We start from the raw sequence: 12,659 nt of genomic DNA, 5'->3' as shown, positions 1-12,659 counted from the left end.
GATTCGACGGGCTGCTTAGACTGTCGGATGACTACGCTCGCACTCTGCCAGCAAAACGGCGAGAGTTGGGCGTTCGCTATAATCCTACCTTCTGTACCTTATTTTGATCGCCTTCGCGACTCTATTTCTTTTGCGGCGGAAGGGAGGTCGGCTCCTCGGCGGCCTTGCCGGCCGAGGGCGTCCCGAAAAAACGGAAGAAATCCGAGCGCGGGCCGACGAGAAAGCGCGTGTCGCCCGTTTTGAAAGCGGTCTCATAGGCCTGCATCGAGCGATAAAAGGCGAAGAAATCCGCGTCCTTGCCGAATGCCTCGGCGAAAATGCGGCTGCGCTCGGCGTCGCCTTCGCCCTTCAGCTGATCGGCCCGGCGCTGCGCCTCGGCCTTCAGCACGATCACGTCGCGATCGGCCTTGGCGGTGATCTTCTGCGCCTGCTCGGCGCCTTGCGCGCGATATTCCGCCGCCTCGCGGGCGCGCTCGGTCTGCATGCGGCCGTAGACTTTTTCGGAAATCTGCTGCGGGAGATCGACCCGGCGGATGCGCGCGTCGACCACCTCGACGCCGAACTTGCGGGCCTCGAGATTGGCCTGCTGACGAATCTTCACCATCAGCCCTGCGCGCTCGTCGCGCACGATCTGCTGCTGATTGGCCTCGCTCAGCACGCGGCGCACGGCCGAGTTCAGCACGGAGGCGAGCTGATTATTGGCGCCCGCTATGCCGCCCACCGATTGGTAGAAGCGCAGCGGATCGACGATCCGGTAGCGGATGAAGCTGTCGACCTCAAGCCGCTGATTGTCGGAGGCGAGCACCTCGAGATTGGGGCTCTCGACGTCGAGAATGCGATTGTCGAGGAAGATCACATTCTCGATGAAGGGAATCTTGAAATGCAGGCCGGGCTCGGTGATGAGGCCGCGGCCGGCGACCGGCTCGCCGAATCGCAGCACCAGCGCCTGCTCCGTCTGGGTGACGGTGAACAGCGCGCCGCCCGCCGCGATCAGCGCCACGAGGGCGAGAAGAACGCCGAAGAGAGCGAGAGAACTCTTCACTTGCGGCCTCCTTGCGCCGCGGAAAAGCCGGGCAGCGGAAGATAGGGAACGACCGAGCCGCCGCCCGGCGCCTCGTCGATGATGACCTTCTCGGCGCCGCCGAGCACACGCTCCATCGTCTCGAGATAGAGGCGCTGGCGCGTCACCGAAGGCGCTTTCTTATACTGGTCGTAGATCTGGTCGAAGCGGGCCGCCTGGCCTTGCGCCTCGGCGACCACCTGCTCGCGATAGGCCTCGGCCTCCTGCAAGATGCGGGCGGAGGCGCCGCGCGCCTCCGGCACGACGCGATTCGCATAGGCCTCGGCCTCATTGCCGAGCCGCTGGAGATCCTGCTGCGCGGCGGTCACGTCGCGGAAGGCGGCGATGACCGAGGCGGGCGGATCGACCGAGAGCAGCAGCACCTGCAGCACCAGAACGCCGCTGTGATAATCATCCAGCACCTTCTGCATCAGCTGCTGGCTGGCCGGCTCGATGAGCTTGCGGTCGGCGGTCAGAATCTTCTGAATCTGCGACTGGCCGACGATCTCGCGCATGGCGCTCTCGGCGATCGCCTTCACGGTCGCGGCCGGATTGGCGACATTGAAGGCGAAATCCTCGGGATGAGCCGGGTCGATCTGCCAGAAGACACGGAATTTGACGTCGGCGATGTTCTCGTCGCCGGTGAGCATGAGGCTCTCCTCCGGCGCCTCGGGCGCGAGCGGGCCGCGGCGCGAGGCGGCCGGCTGCTCGCGAAAGCCGATGTCGACGGCGTTGCGGTCGGTGACGGCGAGCTTGATCACCGTCCCGATCGGCGAGGGGAGATTATAGTTGAGGCCGGCCTGCGTCTTGCCGCGATATTTGCCGAAGATCAGATTGAGCCCGACCTCATTCGGCCCGACCGTGTAGAAGCCGCTGGCGAGCCAGGCGAGCAGCGTCAGCAGAGCGAGAATGGCGATTCCGCGCCCGCCGAGGCCAGATGGCAGCATCTGGCGCAGGCCGTCCTGGCCGCGGCGCAGCAGTTCCTCGAGATCGGGCGGAGAACCGCCGGGCGGACCGCCGCCGCCCCAGGGGCCTTGGCCCCAAGGGCCATTGTCGTTCGGCTTGCGAGGGCCGCCGCCTTGACTGCTCCAGGGCATATCGTCTCTTTTTGAAAAGGGCCGTGCGCCCGAGGGCGGAACGCCGCTGATTTATAGGCGTCGCCGGGCGCATCGGCAATGCGCCGCCCGCCGCCGCCCCACGAAAAAACATCCGTATCCTTTAAAAGGCGCGGACGGAAAATCGTCAGTTCGGGCTGACGAGCGGATGCCCGACTCCGCCGCCGCCGCCCGAGGCGAGGCCGCCCGCGCCCGGATAGAAGACCGGCCCGGCGCGATAGGTCCGCGCGGCGCGCTGGCCGGCGCCGCCGCAGCTGTCGTCGAAGCTCCAATCCTCACGGCCGAGCGGCTGCGGCGGGGTGACGAAATCGCCGGTGACGGTGACGAAGGTGCAGGCGGAGGCGAGCGTCCGGCAAACGCCGCCGAGAATCGAGCACACCTCGACGGCGCCGTCGTAGAGAACCACATCGGTGCGGCCGAAGACGACGCGGACGCCGAAGGCGGTGCCGCGGACGCCGATCGTCGCATTGGGCGTGCGCACGACGTAATCCTTGTGGCCGGCCGGCGCGCTGACGAAGCGGAACACGCCCTTGGCGGCGTTGAAGGTCACGCCATTCTCGCCGGAATAGACGAAATTATCGAGCTTGACGCGGGAGGAGGGGCCGAGCTGCAGATCGGTGCGGTCCTGGAAGACGAATTTTCCGCGGCTCTCGGTTCCGGTCAGCAGAACCTCTTGCGCGAAAATCTCGTCGCCCACGGCGAGCTTGGCGGCGGCGCGCTCGGCGATCTCGCCGCGCACGTCCTTCTCGATGGTGGCGGCCGAGCCGATCGCCGGCTCCGCCAGGGCGGGGGACGCGAGCGTGGCGGAAACCGCGAGCGCCGCGGAAAGTCTACGCATGGGCGGTCCAACCTGTGAATCGAAAAGCAATGGCGCGCCGAAGGACGGCAATCGCACGCATCTAGCCCCAGCGCGCGCCGGAGCGCAACCGTCGGCGGAATGGGGATGGGGGAGCAAGGGGGCGCGAGGCGCTGGCGGAGACGGAGCCCGCCACTCCGCCGTTTTTGCTGTCTTTGTTGCACGTAAGTGATTGATATTTACGAAATGGTCGCTATGGTCGTTTCCGACGTTATGGCATCGGGGCGTCGAAATGGCGAGATACAAGCTCTCGGAGTCCAACCTCAAACGGCTGGATAAGCCCGGTATTTATTCGGACGGAGACGGGCTTTTTCTCAGGGTCCGCAAGGGCGGCTCCCGTCAATGGTTCTTCATTTTCCGTCGCGGGAACGATCGCCGGGAACTCGGCCTCGGAGGCTATGGGCAGGGAACGGCGCCCGTTTCTCTGGCGCTCGCTCGAGAGAAGGCGCAGGAGATTCGTGAGAAGCTGGCGCGGGGGCTCGACCCGACGGCCGAGAGGAAACCCGTTCGCGTCATCACCTTCCGGCACTGCATGGACGAATTGCTCGCGGCGAAGTCGTCAGAATGGAAAAACGACAAGCATCGGCAGCAATGGGAGATGACGCTTCGGGAATATGCGAAGCCGCTGCACGACCTCCCCGTCGCCGATATCGCTTTGGGCGACGTGAAGAGCTGTCTCTCCCCGCATTGGCAGGAACGGCCGGAAACCGCCGACCGGCTGCGCTCTCGAATTCAGGCCGTCATAGATTATGCCATCGCCCACCAGTGGCGCACGGCCGGCAATCCGGCGATATGGCGCGGCTTGCTGGACAAGGTAATGCCGGCGCGCAGGAAGCTCGAGCGCGGACACCATGCGGCGCTGGCTTATGCCTCGGTTCCGACGATGATGGCGGCCCTGCGCCAGTCCAGCGGCGTCTCGGCGCGCTGCGTCGAATTCCTCGTCCTGACGGCCGCGCGCGCGGGCGAGGCGCGCGGCGCGACCTTCTCCGAAATCGACACAGAGGCGAAGACCTGGACGGTTCCGGCGGAGCGCATGAAAGCTGCCCGCGCGCATGTTGTGCCCCTCAGTGACCGCGCGCTGGCGATCGTGGAGGCCATGCGCCAGCAAGCGACGGGCGAGCTGATCTTTGGCGGCGGTGTCGAGGGCCGGCCAATCTCTGACACGGCGATGACAAAAGCGCTGCGACTCGCCTCGCCTGACAAGGCGGCCACGCTGCACGGGATGCGCTCCGCATTTCGCGATTGGTGTGGCGATCGGACGGACGCGGCCCGGGAGGTCGCAGAGGCGGCGCTCGCCCATGCGGTAGGGGACAAGGCCGAGCAGGCGTATCGCCGCGAAACCGCCGTGGCGAAGCGGCGGAAGCTCATGGAGGCTTGGGCGGCTTATTGCGCGACCGTCCGGCCGGCGAATGTGGTCGCGATCGGGAGGGCGGGTTGATGGCCGATGATCGAGTCGCCGTTTGGAAAGCAGTCGAAGGCGATAGTTCAGAGCTACTCGCTCTATTGCGGAGCAATAAGCGATTGACGCGCGACGCAAGGGACGCGTTGGCGGACTGGTTGGAGGGAAAACTTCAGCCAGTTAAATTACCGAAGGGGAGGCCGGCAAAAACGTGCTTTAATACGTTGTTTATTGACGATCATGACCTTTCAACAGAGTTAGGATTTGCTGGACATGTCTATGATATGTGCCGGCATGACTATAAAGCGCGGGGATGGAATCTCAAGGATAATCCAAACTACCTCTCGGCGGAGCAGCTCAAGGCCGACATAGCCGCACGGACGGGCGTCGATCTCGACGCGTTTTCGAATTATTTGGCTCGGGCAAAAAGAGAAAGGCCGCCCTGGGACTTGACAGACGACGCTCATAGGCGAGCAATCGCCGAGGAAGTTCGCCGCGCGAAAATGCGCCGAAAAGGCTGATTTTGTGCCGTAGAAGGCGGCGCGAATAGGCGCTTTATGGCTAGCCATTCCAACCAAGCGAGGAATGGCAATGCCGAACATCGATATCCCGACTCTCATTTCGCTTAACGACGCGTGCCAGCTTACGAGCCTGTCTCGCACGGCGATCAATCGTTATCGCTCCGAGGGGCGTTTCCCTCAGCCGGTTCCGGTCGGCTTCAAGCGCATCGCGTTCGTCCGGGCCGAGGTCGTCGCCTGGATTGCCGCCCGCATCGCCGAGCGCGACGCGAAGGCGGCGAAGAAGGCTGCGGCCTAATGGGCGCCCGCGACAAAAAGCTCGACGACGCGCTGCGCGTGTTCGGCGAGCCGGCGGCCGAGTCCGACGACGGGCCGGAACTGCCGCAGGTGCGTGCGGCGCGCGAGCGTGATCGTCTGGCGCGCGAGCGTGTCAAGCGAGGCGAGGCTTATGTTCCGAGCGAGGCCGAGCTTGCCGAGGCGCGGGCGTGGATGAGACGGGGCCGCCAGTGATGGCGGCCCTCCCTCGGCTCCCGTCCCGCGCCGTCCTGGCGAAGCGCTGGCCGAAATTGAAGGTCAATCGCCTGACGTGGCGATGGTGTGACGACGCAACCGGCGCCCGTGGCGACGATCTGGCCTCTCTGCTCGGCTATCTCCAAAGAGGGCGCGCGCGTGGCAAAGCATCATGACCGGACGGGGCGCAGCAAGAGCGGAGGGCGCTTCGTCATGATCCACGAATACATCGTGCGCAGCTACGCATGGGGCCGGCTCTCGCCGCTGGCCCGATGCGCCTGGATCGAAGTCCAATTTCTCTACACCGGCGCGAACAATGGCCGTATCGGCATATCCTCTCGTCTTCTCGCGGAACGGCTCGGATGCGGAAAGACCGCTGCGGCGAGCGCGATCAACGAACTCGTGCGATGGGGGTTCCTCGATCGCATGAAACAGTCCGACTTCGGAAAGAAAAAGCAGTGCGCCGAGTATCGCGTCACGACTCATAATTGCAACGTGACCGGCGAGGTGGCGAGCAAGCGATTTATGCGCATCGGGGCGGCGGATGCTGTCGTTGTCCCGATGCGACAAACTGCCGAGGCGTGATACTGAGCGGTGATTTCATTGTCCGCTGTGGCGGACAACATAGGCCGCGCTGGTGGACAACATAGTCCGCCAGGGCGGACAATGACCCCCCTTACAGTCCGCCAGGGCGGACTAATCGTCACAAAACTACCCCCCTCATAGTCCGCCCAGGCGGACACATCTATATATAGCCATGCGGGGGCAGCGCGCGTTCTGAGGGTCTGATCGAGCGACTGACGACGAAAATTCGCGGGCGGCCCAAAAAACCCCCGAGCGCATGGCGAGCAGCGTGAAGCCGTCGCGGGTCAGTTCGAAGGAGCGAATAAGCCGGCCGGGAACGGTCGGATGCTCCGAATTGATCTCGCGAAAGAGCATGCCCGATTTTTCGGGCGTGAGAGAGATCAGCAGGTTATCGATTGCCTCGACGGTATGGTCGTGTCGTTTCCCAAACGCCTCAGCGACCGTTCGGCTGTTCGCCAGAACCGCGCCATGGCGTCGCGCGTTTCCGTTCGAGGGGTTTTTCCCCAAATCGCGGAGAACTTTCCCGGAATGACCCTCGGCTAAAGCGAGGGTCACTGTTTGCGCCGCGGTGGCGCGCCAATCCGTGGACGACGCGTGGACGACGCGGCCGACGACGCCCTCCATGTCGCGCCCGCTCCCGCGCTCTTCTGCGACAATCGCTAAATCACTGACAGATCGCACTCGAGCGTTGTTCACGCACACTTGAACAATGTTCGTGAACGTGATTCAACGGGTCGCGGGCTGGTGCCAATGCCTCGAAATCGGTTTGGGGGCGCTGACCGGCTCAGGGGTTTTTCTTTCTCTCTCCCGATCCGAAAAAAATTCAGGGGAGGTCGATGAGCGCAGAGCGAGCGATTGCCTTCCTCGAAGGGCTGAAAATTCCCGAGGGACCGCACGCGGGAAAGCCGCTGCGGCTCGCCGGCTTTCAAAAGCAGTTCGTCTCAGGCGCGCTGGACCCTGCGACGACGATCGCCTGTCTCTCGATCGGGCGCGGCAATTCGAAAACGGCTACGTCCAGCGCGCTCGCGCTCTATTCCGTGATGGGGATTGGAGACAAACAACCCCGGCGAGACGTGATCTTCGCAGCGCGCAATAGGGACCAAGCGAAGGTCGCCTTCGGTTTCCTGGTCGGCTTCGTCGCCGGCCTGCCGAAGGCGCAGAGAGACAAATTCCAAATCAGGCGCGGCTCGCGGCTCGAGGTCGAATATCTCGGCAATGGCGGCGGCCTGGCGCGCTGCGTTGCTGCGGATGGAAAGTCGATTCTCGGCGGAAGTCAAAATCTGGCGATCCTGGACGAGCGGGCCGCGTGGGAGCGCGAGAAGGGCGACGAACTCGAAAACGGCATTCTCTCGGGGCTCGGGAAGCGCGGCGGCAAGGCCCTGATTATCTCGACGAGCGGCCCGGACGACGCGAACAGCTTCTCCCGATGGCTGGACAACCCACCTGACGGGACGTTCATCCAAGAACATCGGCCGGCGCCGGGTCTGCCCGCGGACGATCTGGAAAGCCTCTTGGTCGCCAATCCGGGCGCGCTCGAGGGAATCGGTTCTTCGCCCGAATGGCTGCTCGCACAGGCGCGCCGAGCGATAGCCCGCGGCGGCTCTGCGCTCTCTTCGTTCCGCAATCTGAATCGGAACGAGCGTGTCTGCGCCGACAATCGTTCCGTCTTGCTGACGGTCGACGAATGGCTGAGCGCCGAGGTAGCACCCGGCGCGCTTCCGCCGCGCGAGGGCGAGTGCGTCCTCGGCGTCGACCTCGGCGGCTCTCGGTCCATGTCGGCCGCGGCGCTGTTCTGGCCGCGCACGGGGCGGCTCGAGGCAATCGCCTCTTTCGCCTGCAACCCCTCTCTTTCCGATCGCGGCGCGGCCGATGGAGTCGGCGGGCGCTATGCCGAAATGAAAGATCGCGGCGAGCTATCCGTTCTCGGCGAGAATGTGGTTCCGGCCGGTCCGTGGCTCGCCGCGATAGTGAAGCTCGCCGGCGACGCGACGATATCCTGCATCGTCGGAGATCGCTTCCGACATGCCGAATTCCTCGAGGCGATGCAGAAGGCGGGGATCCGCGCGCCGTTCATTGCGCGCGGCATGGGATTCAAAGACGGCTCGGAAGATATCGAGCGGTTCCGCGCTGCGCTGTTCGAGCGCAAGATCAAGGTGGCGCCGTCCCTGTTGCTGCGCAGCGCGTTTGCTGACGCAATCACGCTTATCGATCCGGCCGGCAATCACAAGGTCACGAAGAGCCGAAGCTGCGGACGCATCGACGCCGCGTGCGCTGCGATCCTGGCTGTTGGCGAAGGAATGCGGCGCTCTGCGCGTCCGGTGAAACAGGCGAGGGCCGCGCTATGGGTGTGAGTGGCCGCGCGATCTATTCGAGCAAACAGTGGGAGCGCGCGCGCTTTCTCGCGAAGCGCCGCGACGGCTTCAAGTGCGCGCAGTGCGGCTCACGCGATCGGCTCGAGGTCCATCACATGCAGCCCGTGCGATCGGCGCCGGAACTCGCCTTCGATCTCCGCAATCTCAAAACACTCTGCCGCGACTGCCACGCGGCCGAGACCGAACGTGAATTGGGCCGCGCGCCCGACGCCGCGCAAACCGCGTGGCGAACCGCTGTCGCCGAACTGGCGCGGCCTCAAAGAAAGGAACGGTGATGCTCGAATCGACCAAAATTCAGAGAAGGCAGAGCGAGATTCGCTCCGCTTTGTCGACGCTCGTCGGCAAGGATGCGCCGACCGAAGATGAGACGCGCAACATGGCGGCTCTCGACAGCGAATATCGCACGAATGAGACCCGCTTCCGAGCTGCGCTCATTGCCGAAGACACCGAGCGTCGCGAGGCGAAGGACGATCTCGAGACGCGCGGCGACCGCGAATATGCGGACCTCATGTCGCGCTTCGAAATGCGGCAGGTCGCGCTCTTTCTCGATGAAGGCCGCGTGCTCAACGGGCCGACCGCGGAAATCGTGTCCGAGCTTCGCAATCGCGGCGGCTATCGCGGCGTTCCCGTCCCTTGGGCGGCCCTCGAACAGCGCACGGGCGAGACGATCGCGAGCGGCGTCGTCGCGCCGACCGTGAAAGCGCCCATCATCGATCGGATATTTGCTCAAAGCGCCGCCTCGCGCATGGGCGCGCAATTCATATCCATCGATCACGGTGAAGTCGACCATCCGGTGACGACGAGCGCCGTCTCCGCCGCGTGGGCGTCCAGCGAGACGGGAAGCGTCGGCGGCCCGACCGCTTACGCCACCACGGACAAGCCGCTGACGCCCGCCAATACGCTCGGCCTGCAAATGAAGATCACGCGCAAGGCGATGAAGCAGGTCGGCGACGCCCTCGAGCAGGCCGTTCGACGCGACATGGCCGGCGCGATCGGCGAGGCGATGGACAAGGCCGTTTTCCTCGGCGCGGGGACGGGCGGCGAGCCTGCGGGCGTGCTCGTCGGCAGCTACGGCATCACCTCCACGGCGATCGGAGCGGCGGCGTCCTGGTCGGCATTCCGTGGCGCCGTGAGGCGATTCATGCTCGCGAACTCGGCGACTTCTCCGGGCGACGTTCGGCTCCTGCTGCGCCCCGAAGTGTGGGACGCCATGGACGGCACACTGATCTCGAATACCGCGGTTTCGGAGTGGGATCGCATGACGAAGAATATTCCGATCTCGAATATCGTCGGCAGTTCGAATGCGCTCGCGGCGCCGACCGGCTCGCCTGCGGCCTCGAAAGCGTTGCTGACGACGAGCGTCGGCGGCGTGCCTCCGATTTTCGTCGGCGCCTGGGGCGCAATCGATCTCATTCGCGACGTGTGGACAGACGCGGCCTCCGGCGGACTGCGCCTCACGGCGCTGGCGACGATGGACGTCACAGTCTCGCGTCCGGCGCAGTTGCAAATCCTCACCGGGGTTCAGTGATGGAACGTCGCGCGCTTCAAATTGAAATCAGGGCGGCGCGGGACAATCCGCGTCGCCTCGAAGGATATGCCGCGACGTTCGGCACCGAGGCGCGCGTCTCGGATTTCGTCGAGACGATACGCGCCGGCGCGTTCTCTGCGACGCTCGGCAGCGGCGCCGATGTGCTGGCGCTTGTTGACCACGATCCGACGCGGGTTCTCGGTCGGACCAAGAGCGGGACGCTGCGTCTATCGGAAGATACTCGCGGCCTCGCGTTCTCTATCGATCTCCCCGACACACAAGCCGCGCGCGACGTTCTGGCACTCGCAGAGCGCGGCGACCTCGGCGGAATGAGCTTCGGCTTCAAGGCGACCGGCGAGAATTGGAGCGGCAAGCACCGCGAGCTGCGCGCGGTGGAGCTGCACGAGATATCCGTCGTCTCCGCATGGCCGGCTTACACGAACACGAGTGTCGAGGCGCGATCGAAACACGATGCGCCTGACGCTTCTCTGCGCCACGCATTGGCGCGATGGAGGGCTTGAAAATGGCGACTGCGAAAATCTGGCACTATGCCGGGCATGTTGGCGATGAAGCGAATACTCATACGACCCTGGCCCGCGAGCCTTACGTCTCGCGTCAGCAAGTCGCGACCTCGGCAACGGCGGCGGCTTCAACGGCATCGCCGGCCGGAACCAATCTCGCGCGCATCCAAGTCACCGTGGCGACGCGCTATCGCGTCATTCCGCCCGGCGGCAGCGGCTCCGCAGACGCCAATGACCCCGCGCTCTTCGTCGACTCGCCCCCTTGTTGGAACTGGGTGCATTGCCCGCCCGGCTCGACAATTTCACTAATCGAGGCTGCGTAAATGGCGACGACGATTCGACAAGTGGAGAGCGCGCCCGCGTCTTATCCCGCTGCGCCGAACGGCCTCTCTGCCGCCGCAGCGGCGCTCGACGCAACGGTGATCTGGCAGCGCCTCGAGGCGTACTGCGGATTTCGCTGGTCGGCGCGCGCCGTCGTGTGGGTGGCAGAGGGGCCGGGCGCGTGGTTTCCGCCGCTGGCGCCGGCGACGATCGCCACGATTGAGCGATGGGAAGCCGGCGCTTGGGTGGAGGATGCGACGCTCTCGGCCTCGGCCATGGGCGGCTACATCCTGCAACCCGGGCTCTATCGCTTCACAGGCACGGCCGGGCCGGCGACGCCAGCGGCGCCCGCGCTTGTCGTCGAAGCCTTCCGCCGGCTCGCCGAATATTTGGCCCTGGCGAAAGCGAATTCCGAGCCGGGGATTCGACAGGAGAAGGTCGACGGGATCGGCGACACGACTTTCGACCCCGGCGCCATCGGCCGCGCGCTCGATCGCAGCGGCGCCGGCGACTGTCTTCGCACCTTTCGGAGGGCGGCGTGATGGCTTGGAAATGGCCATGGGCAAAGGCGGAGAAGCGCAGCGCGGCGTCCGGCTTCACGGCTGAAATAGTCAGCGCGCGGGAGAGTTATATCAGCGGCCGCAGCGGCCTCGCCGAGCTGACCGCGACGGCGCAGAGCTGCGTCAGCCTGTGGGAGAACGGTTTCAGCCTCGCCGACGTGACCGGCGCGCCGCTGCTCGACCGTCGCACCATGGCGCTAATCGGGCGCGGCCTGGCGCTGCGCGGCGAGGCGGTATTTTTGATCCGGGACAGGCTCATACCCTGCGCGGACTGGGATTTCCGCACGCGGGACGGCGAGCCGACCGCCTATCGTGTCAGCGTCTCGGAAGCCGGCGGCGGGCGGACAGAAACCGCGCTCGCCGGGGAGGTTCTTCACCTGCGCATAGGCTGCGACGCAGCCGCCCCCTATCTGGGCTCGGCGCCGCTGCGGCGCGCGGCCCTGACGGCGGGGCTCTTGAACACGATCGAGTCGGCGCTCGCCGAGGTCTATGAGAACGCCCCGCTAGGCTCGCAGATTGTGCCTTTTCCTGAAAGCAGCGAGACGGACATGGAAACCCTCGGCCGGGGCTTCCGCGGCCGGCGCGGCAAGGTTCTCCTGCGCGAGAGTGTGAACGTCCAGGCGGCCGGCGGCCCGGCTCCGGCGGCCGATTGGAAACCCCAAGATGTGACGCCGGACCTCTCCCGCGCGATGGCCGGCGAGACGCTCGCGGCGGCCCGAGAGGCGATCTGCGCGGCGTTCGGCGTCTTGCCGGGCCTTCTCTACCACCAAACGACCGGCCCCATGGTCCGAGAGGCGCAGCGCCACCTCGCGCAATGGACCCTGCAGCCGATCGCTGAGCTGATCGAAGAAGAGGCGTCGCGCAAGCTCGGCGGCCTCGTCGAGCTCGACGTCCTGAGGGCGACGCAGGCGTTCGACTCTGGCGGCGCGGCGCGGGCGCTCTCGACCCTCGTGCAGGCCATGGCGCAGGCAAAAGAGGCGGGCTTGCCGCCGGAGGCGCTGGCGGCGGCATTTCAGCGTTTGGACTGGGAATCGTGAGGGGGCGCTCCTCGCGTGCGCGTCGAATGCCGTAATGCACTGAAACATAAAGCTCCTCAAATTTGAGGAGTTCAAAATCAAAACGTTGCGGAGGGAGTGAATGCTCGCGATTACACCGCCTGCGCTCCTGCGGCTTCGCTCGGAGACGCGCTCGCCCGTCACGCTCGCCGGCGGGGCTGCGAAGTCGCCGCGGGCGCGGAAGCTTCCTCGGCATCGGCGGGAGGCGATCGTCGACCTGTTGGCGGCCATGATGCGAGAGGCCGAGCCGACGTCCTTT

Annotated in this window: 16 protein-coding genes and 1 pseudogene; 13 read left to right on the top strand and 4 right to left on the bottom strand. The window is 65.3% G+C overall.

Annotation, left to right across the window (positions count from 1 at the left end; all coding sequences use genetic code 11):
* Positions 1 to 121: 121 nt before the first annotated feature.
* The 3 genes from hflC to ACT53T_RS09045 form a co-directional block, all read right to left on the bottom strand.
* Complete coding sequence (gene hflC / locus ACT53T_RS09055) at positions 122 to 1,042, bottom strand: protease modulator HflC (protein ID WP_018265891.1); 921 nt, start codon at positions 1,040 to 1,042, stop codon at positions 122 to 124.
* Positions 1,039 to 2,157 carry an FtsH protease activity modulator HflK gene (gene hflK, locus ACT53T_RS09050; protein ID WP_400768450.1) on the bottom strand — a complete coding sequence of 373 codons (1,119 nt, stop codon included), beginning with the start codon at positions 2,155 to 2,157 and terminating at the stop codon, positions 1,039 to 1,041. The genes hflC and hflK overlap by 4 nt, the downstream gene beginning before the upstream one ends.
* Positions 2,158 to 2,302: 145 nt before the next feature.
* Positions 2,303 to 3,013 (bottom strand): FecR family protein, encoded by a 711-nt coding sequence (locus tag ACT53T_RS09045; RefSeq protein WP_476160956.1) that lies wholly within the window; start codon positions 3,011 to 3,013, stop codon positions 2,303 to 2,305.
* A 250-nt stretch (positions 3,014 to 3,263) separates the two neighbouring features.
* Between ACT53T_RS09045 and ACT53T_RS09040 the strand changes: the two are divergent.
* The 6 genes and pseudogenes from ACT53T_RS09040 to ACT53T_RS09015 form a co-directional block, all read left to right on the top strand.
* Positions 3,264 to 3,521, top strand: a pseudogene (locus ACT53T_RS09040) (Arm DNA-binding domain-containing protein); the annotation flags it as partial.
* A 42-nt stretch (positions 3,522 to 3,563) separates the two neighbouring features.
* Positions 3,564 to 4,469: a tyrosine-type recombinase/integrase gene (locus tag ACT53T_RS09035; RefSeq protein ID WP_476161015.1), complete on the top strand. Its 906-nt coding sequence runs from the start codon at positions 3,564 to 3,566 to the stop codon at positions 4,467 to 4,469.
* The gene (locus tag ACT53T_RS09030) at positions 4,469 to 4,951 is read left to right on the top strand and encodes a hypothetical protein (RefSeq protein WP_476160955.1); all 483 of its coding nucleotides are present in this window, start codon (positions 4,469 to 4,471) and stop codon (positions 4,949 to 4,951) included. Before ACT53T_RS09035 ends, ACT53T_RS09030 begins: the two co-directional genes overlap by 1 nt.
* A gap of 70 nt (positions 4,952 to 5,021) precedes the next feature.
* Entirely contained in the window at positions 5,022 to 5,246 is a 225-nt protein-coding gene (locus ACT53T_RS09025; protein ID WP_476160954.1) for a helix-turn-helix transcriptional regulator, read from the top strand.
* On the top strand, positions 5,246 to 5,458 hold the full coding sequence (locus tag ACT53T_RS09020) for a hypothetical protein (RefSeq protein ID WP_476160953.1): 213 nt from the start codon (positions 5,246 to 5,248) through the stop codon (positions 5,456 to 5,458). The genes ACT53T_RS09025 and ACT53T_RS09020 overlap by 1 nt, the downstream gene beginning before the upstream one ends.
* A 108-nt stretch (positions 5,459 to 5,566) precedes the next feature.
* Positions 5,567 to 6,043 carry a hypothetical protein gene (locus ACT53T_RS09015; RefSeq protein WP_476160952.1) on the top strand — a complete coding sequence of 159 codons (477 nt, stop codon included), beginning with the start codon at positions 5,567 to 5,569 and terminating at the stop codon, positions 6,041 to 6,043.
* Between the two features lie 135 nt (positions 6,044 to 6,178).
* Here the strand turns inward: ACT53T_RS09015 and ACT53T_RS09010 are convergent, their stop codons facing one another.
* On the bottom strand, positions 6,179 to 6,667 hold the full coding sequence (locus tag ACT53T_RS09010) for a Rha family transcriptional regulator (RefSeq protein WP_476160951.1): 489 nt from the start codon (positions 6,665 to 6,667) through the stop codon (positions 6,179 to 6,181).
* A 212-nt stretch (positions 6,668 to 6,879) separates the two neighbouring features.
* Here ACT53T_RS09010 and ACT53T_RS09005 point away from each other — a divergent pair, with 212 nt between their 5' ends.
* The 7 genes from ACT53T_RS09005 to ACT53T_RS08975 are packed head-to-tail and all read left to right on the top strand — an operon-like array spanning position 6,880 to position 12,382.
* A complete protein-coding gene (locus tag ACT53T_RS09005; RefSeq protein ID WP_476160950.1) occupies positions 6,880 to 8,394 on the top strand; it encodes a terminase TerL endonuclease subunit in 1,515 nt (504 codons plus the stop codon).
* On the top strand, positions 8,385 to 8,690 hold the full coding sequence (locus ACT53T_RS09000) for an HNH endonuclease (protein WP_476160949.1): 306 nt from the start codon (positions 8,385 to 8,387) through the stop codon (positions 8,688 to 8,690). The genes ACT53T_RS09005 and ACT53T_RS09000 overlap by 10 nt, the downstream gene beginning before the upstream one ends.
* Positions 8,690 to 9,943, top strand: a complete 1,254-nt coding sequence (locus ACT53T_RS08995; protein WP_476160948.1) for a phage major capsid protein — start codon at positions 8,690 to 8,692, stop codon at positions 9,941 to 9,943. The genes ACT53T_RS09000 and ACT53T_RS08995 overlap by 1 nt, the downstream gene beginning before the upstream one ends.
* Positions 9,943 to 10,464, top strand: a complete 522-nt coding sequence (locus ACT53T_RS08990) for an HK97 family phage prohead protease (protein WP_476160947.1) — start codon at positions 9,943 to 9,945, stop codon at positions 10,462 to 10,464. The genes ACT53T_RS08995 and ACT53T_RS08990 overlap by 1 nt, the downstream gene beginning before the upstream one ends.
* Before the next feature lie 2 nt (positions 10,465 to 10,466).
* Positions 10,467 to 10,787, top strand: a complete 321-nt coding sequence (locus ACT53T_RS08985; protein WP_476160946.1) for a hypothetical protein — start codon at positions 10,467 to 10,469, stop codon at positions 10,785 to 10,787.
* A complete protein-coding gene (locus ACT53T_RS08980; protein WP_476160945.1) occupies positions 10,788 to 11,327 on the top strand; it encodes a hypothetical protein in 540 nt (179 codons plus the stop codon).
* Positions 11,327 to 12,382, top strand: coding sequence for a phage portal protein (locus ACT53T_RS08975; RefSeq protein WP_476160944.1), 1,056 nt, complete (start codon positions 11,327 to 11,329; stop codon positions 12,380 to 12,382). Before ACT53T_RS08980 ends, ACT53T_RS08975 begins: the two co-directional genes overlap by 1 nt.
* The last annotated feature ends 277 nt before the right edge of the window (positions 12,383 to 12,659 follow it).

This window comes from Methylosinus sp. DMC45, from assembly GCF_056313885.1.
The sequence above is the reverse complement of the archived record's forward strand: the minus strand, read 5'-3'. Positions and strand labels throughout refer to the sequence as shown.

What these genes read in the sequence shown, in the direction of transcription:
- hflK (WP_400768450.1), bottom strand. Translation starts at nt 2,157, where the DNA reads ATGCCCTGGAGCAGTCAAGGCGGCGGCCCTCGCAAGCCGAACGACAAT.
- ACT53T_RS09045 (WP_476160956.1), bottom strand. Translation starts at nt 3,013, where the DNA reads ATGCGTAGACTTTCCGCGGCGCTCGCGGTTTCCGCCACGCTCGCGTCC.
- ACT53T_RS09035 (WP_476161015.1), top strand. Translation starts at nt 3,564, where the DNA reads ATGGACGAATTGCTCGCGGCGAAGTCGTCAGAATGGAAAAACGACAAG.
- ACT53T_RS09030 (WP_476160955.1), top strand. Translation starts at nt 4,469, where the DNA reads ATGGCCGATGATCGAGTCGCCGTTTGGAAAGCAGTCGAAGGCGATAGT.
- ACT53T_RS09025 (WP_476160954.1), top strand. Translation starts at nt 5,022, where the DNA reads ATGCCGAACATCGATATCCCGACTCTCATTTCGCTTAACGACGCGTGC.
- ACT53T_RS09020 (WP_476160953.1), top strand. Translation starts at nt 5,246, where the DNA reads ATGGGCGCCCGCGACAAAAAGCTCGACGACGCGCTGCGCGTGTTCGGC.
- ACT53T_RS09010 (WP_476160951.1), bottom strand. Translation starts at nt 6,667, where the DNA reads ATGGAGGGCGTCGTCGGCCGCGTCGTCCACGCGTCGTCCACGGATTGG.
- ACT53T_RS09005 (WP_476160950.1), top strand. Translation starts at nt 6,880, where the DNA reads ATGAGCGCAGAGCGAGCGATTGCCTTCCTCGAAGGGCTGAAAATTCCC.
- ACT53T_RS09000 (WP_476160949.1), top strand. Translation starts at nt 8,385, where the DNA reads ATGGGTGTGAGTGGCCGCGCGATCTATTCGAGCAAACAGTGGGAGCGC.
- ACT53T_RS08995 (WP_476160948.1), top strand. Translation starts at nt 8,690, where the DNA reads ATGCTCGAATCGACCAAAATTCAGAGAAGGCAGAGCGAGATTCGCTCC.
- ACT53T_RS08990 (WP_476160947.1), top strand. Translation starts at nt 9,943, where the DNA reads ATGGAACGTCGCGCGCTTCAAATTGAAATCAGGGCGGCGCGGGACAAT.
- ACT53T_RS08985 (WP_476160946.1), top strand. Translation starts at nt 10,467, where the DNA reads ATGGCGACTGCGAAAATCTGGCACTATGCCGGGCATGTTGGCGATGAA.
- ACT53T_RS08980 (WP_476160945.1), top strand. Translation starts at nt 10,788, where the DNA reads ATGGCGACGACGATTCGACAAGTGGAGAGCGCGCCCGCGTCTTATCCC.
- ACT53T_RS08975 (WP_476160944.1), top strand. Translation starts at nt 11,327, where the DNA reads ATGGCTTGGAAATGGCCATGGGCAAAGGCGGAGAAGCGCAGCGCGGCG.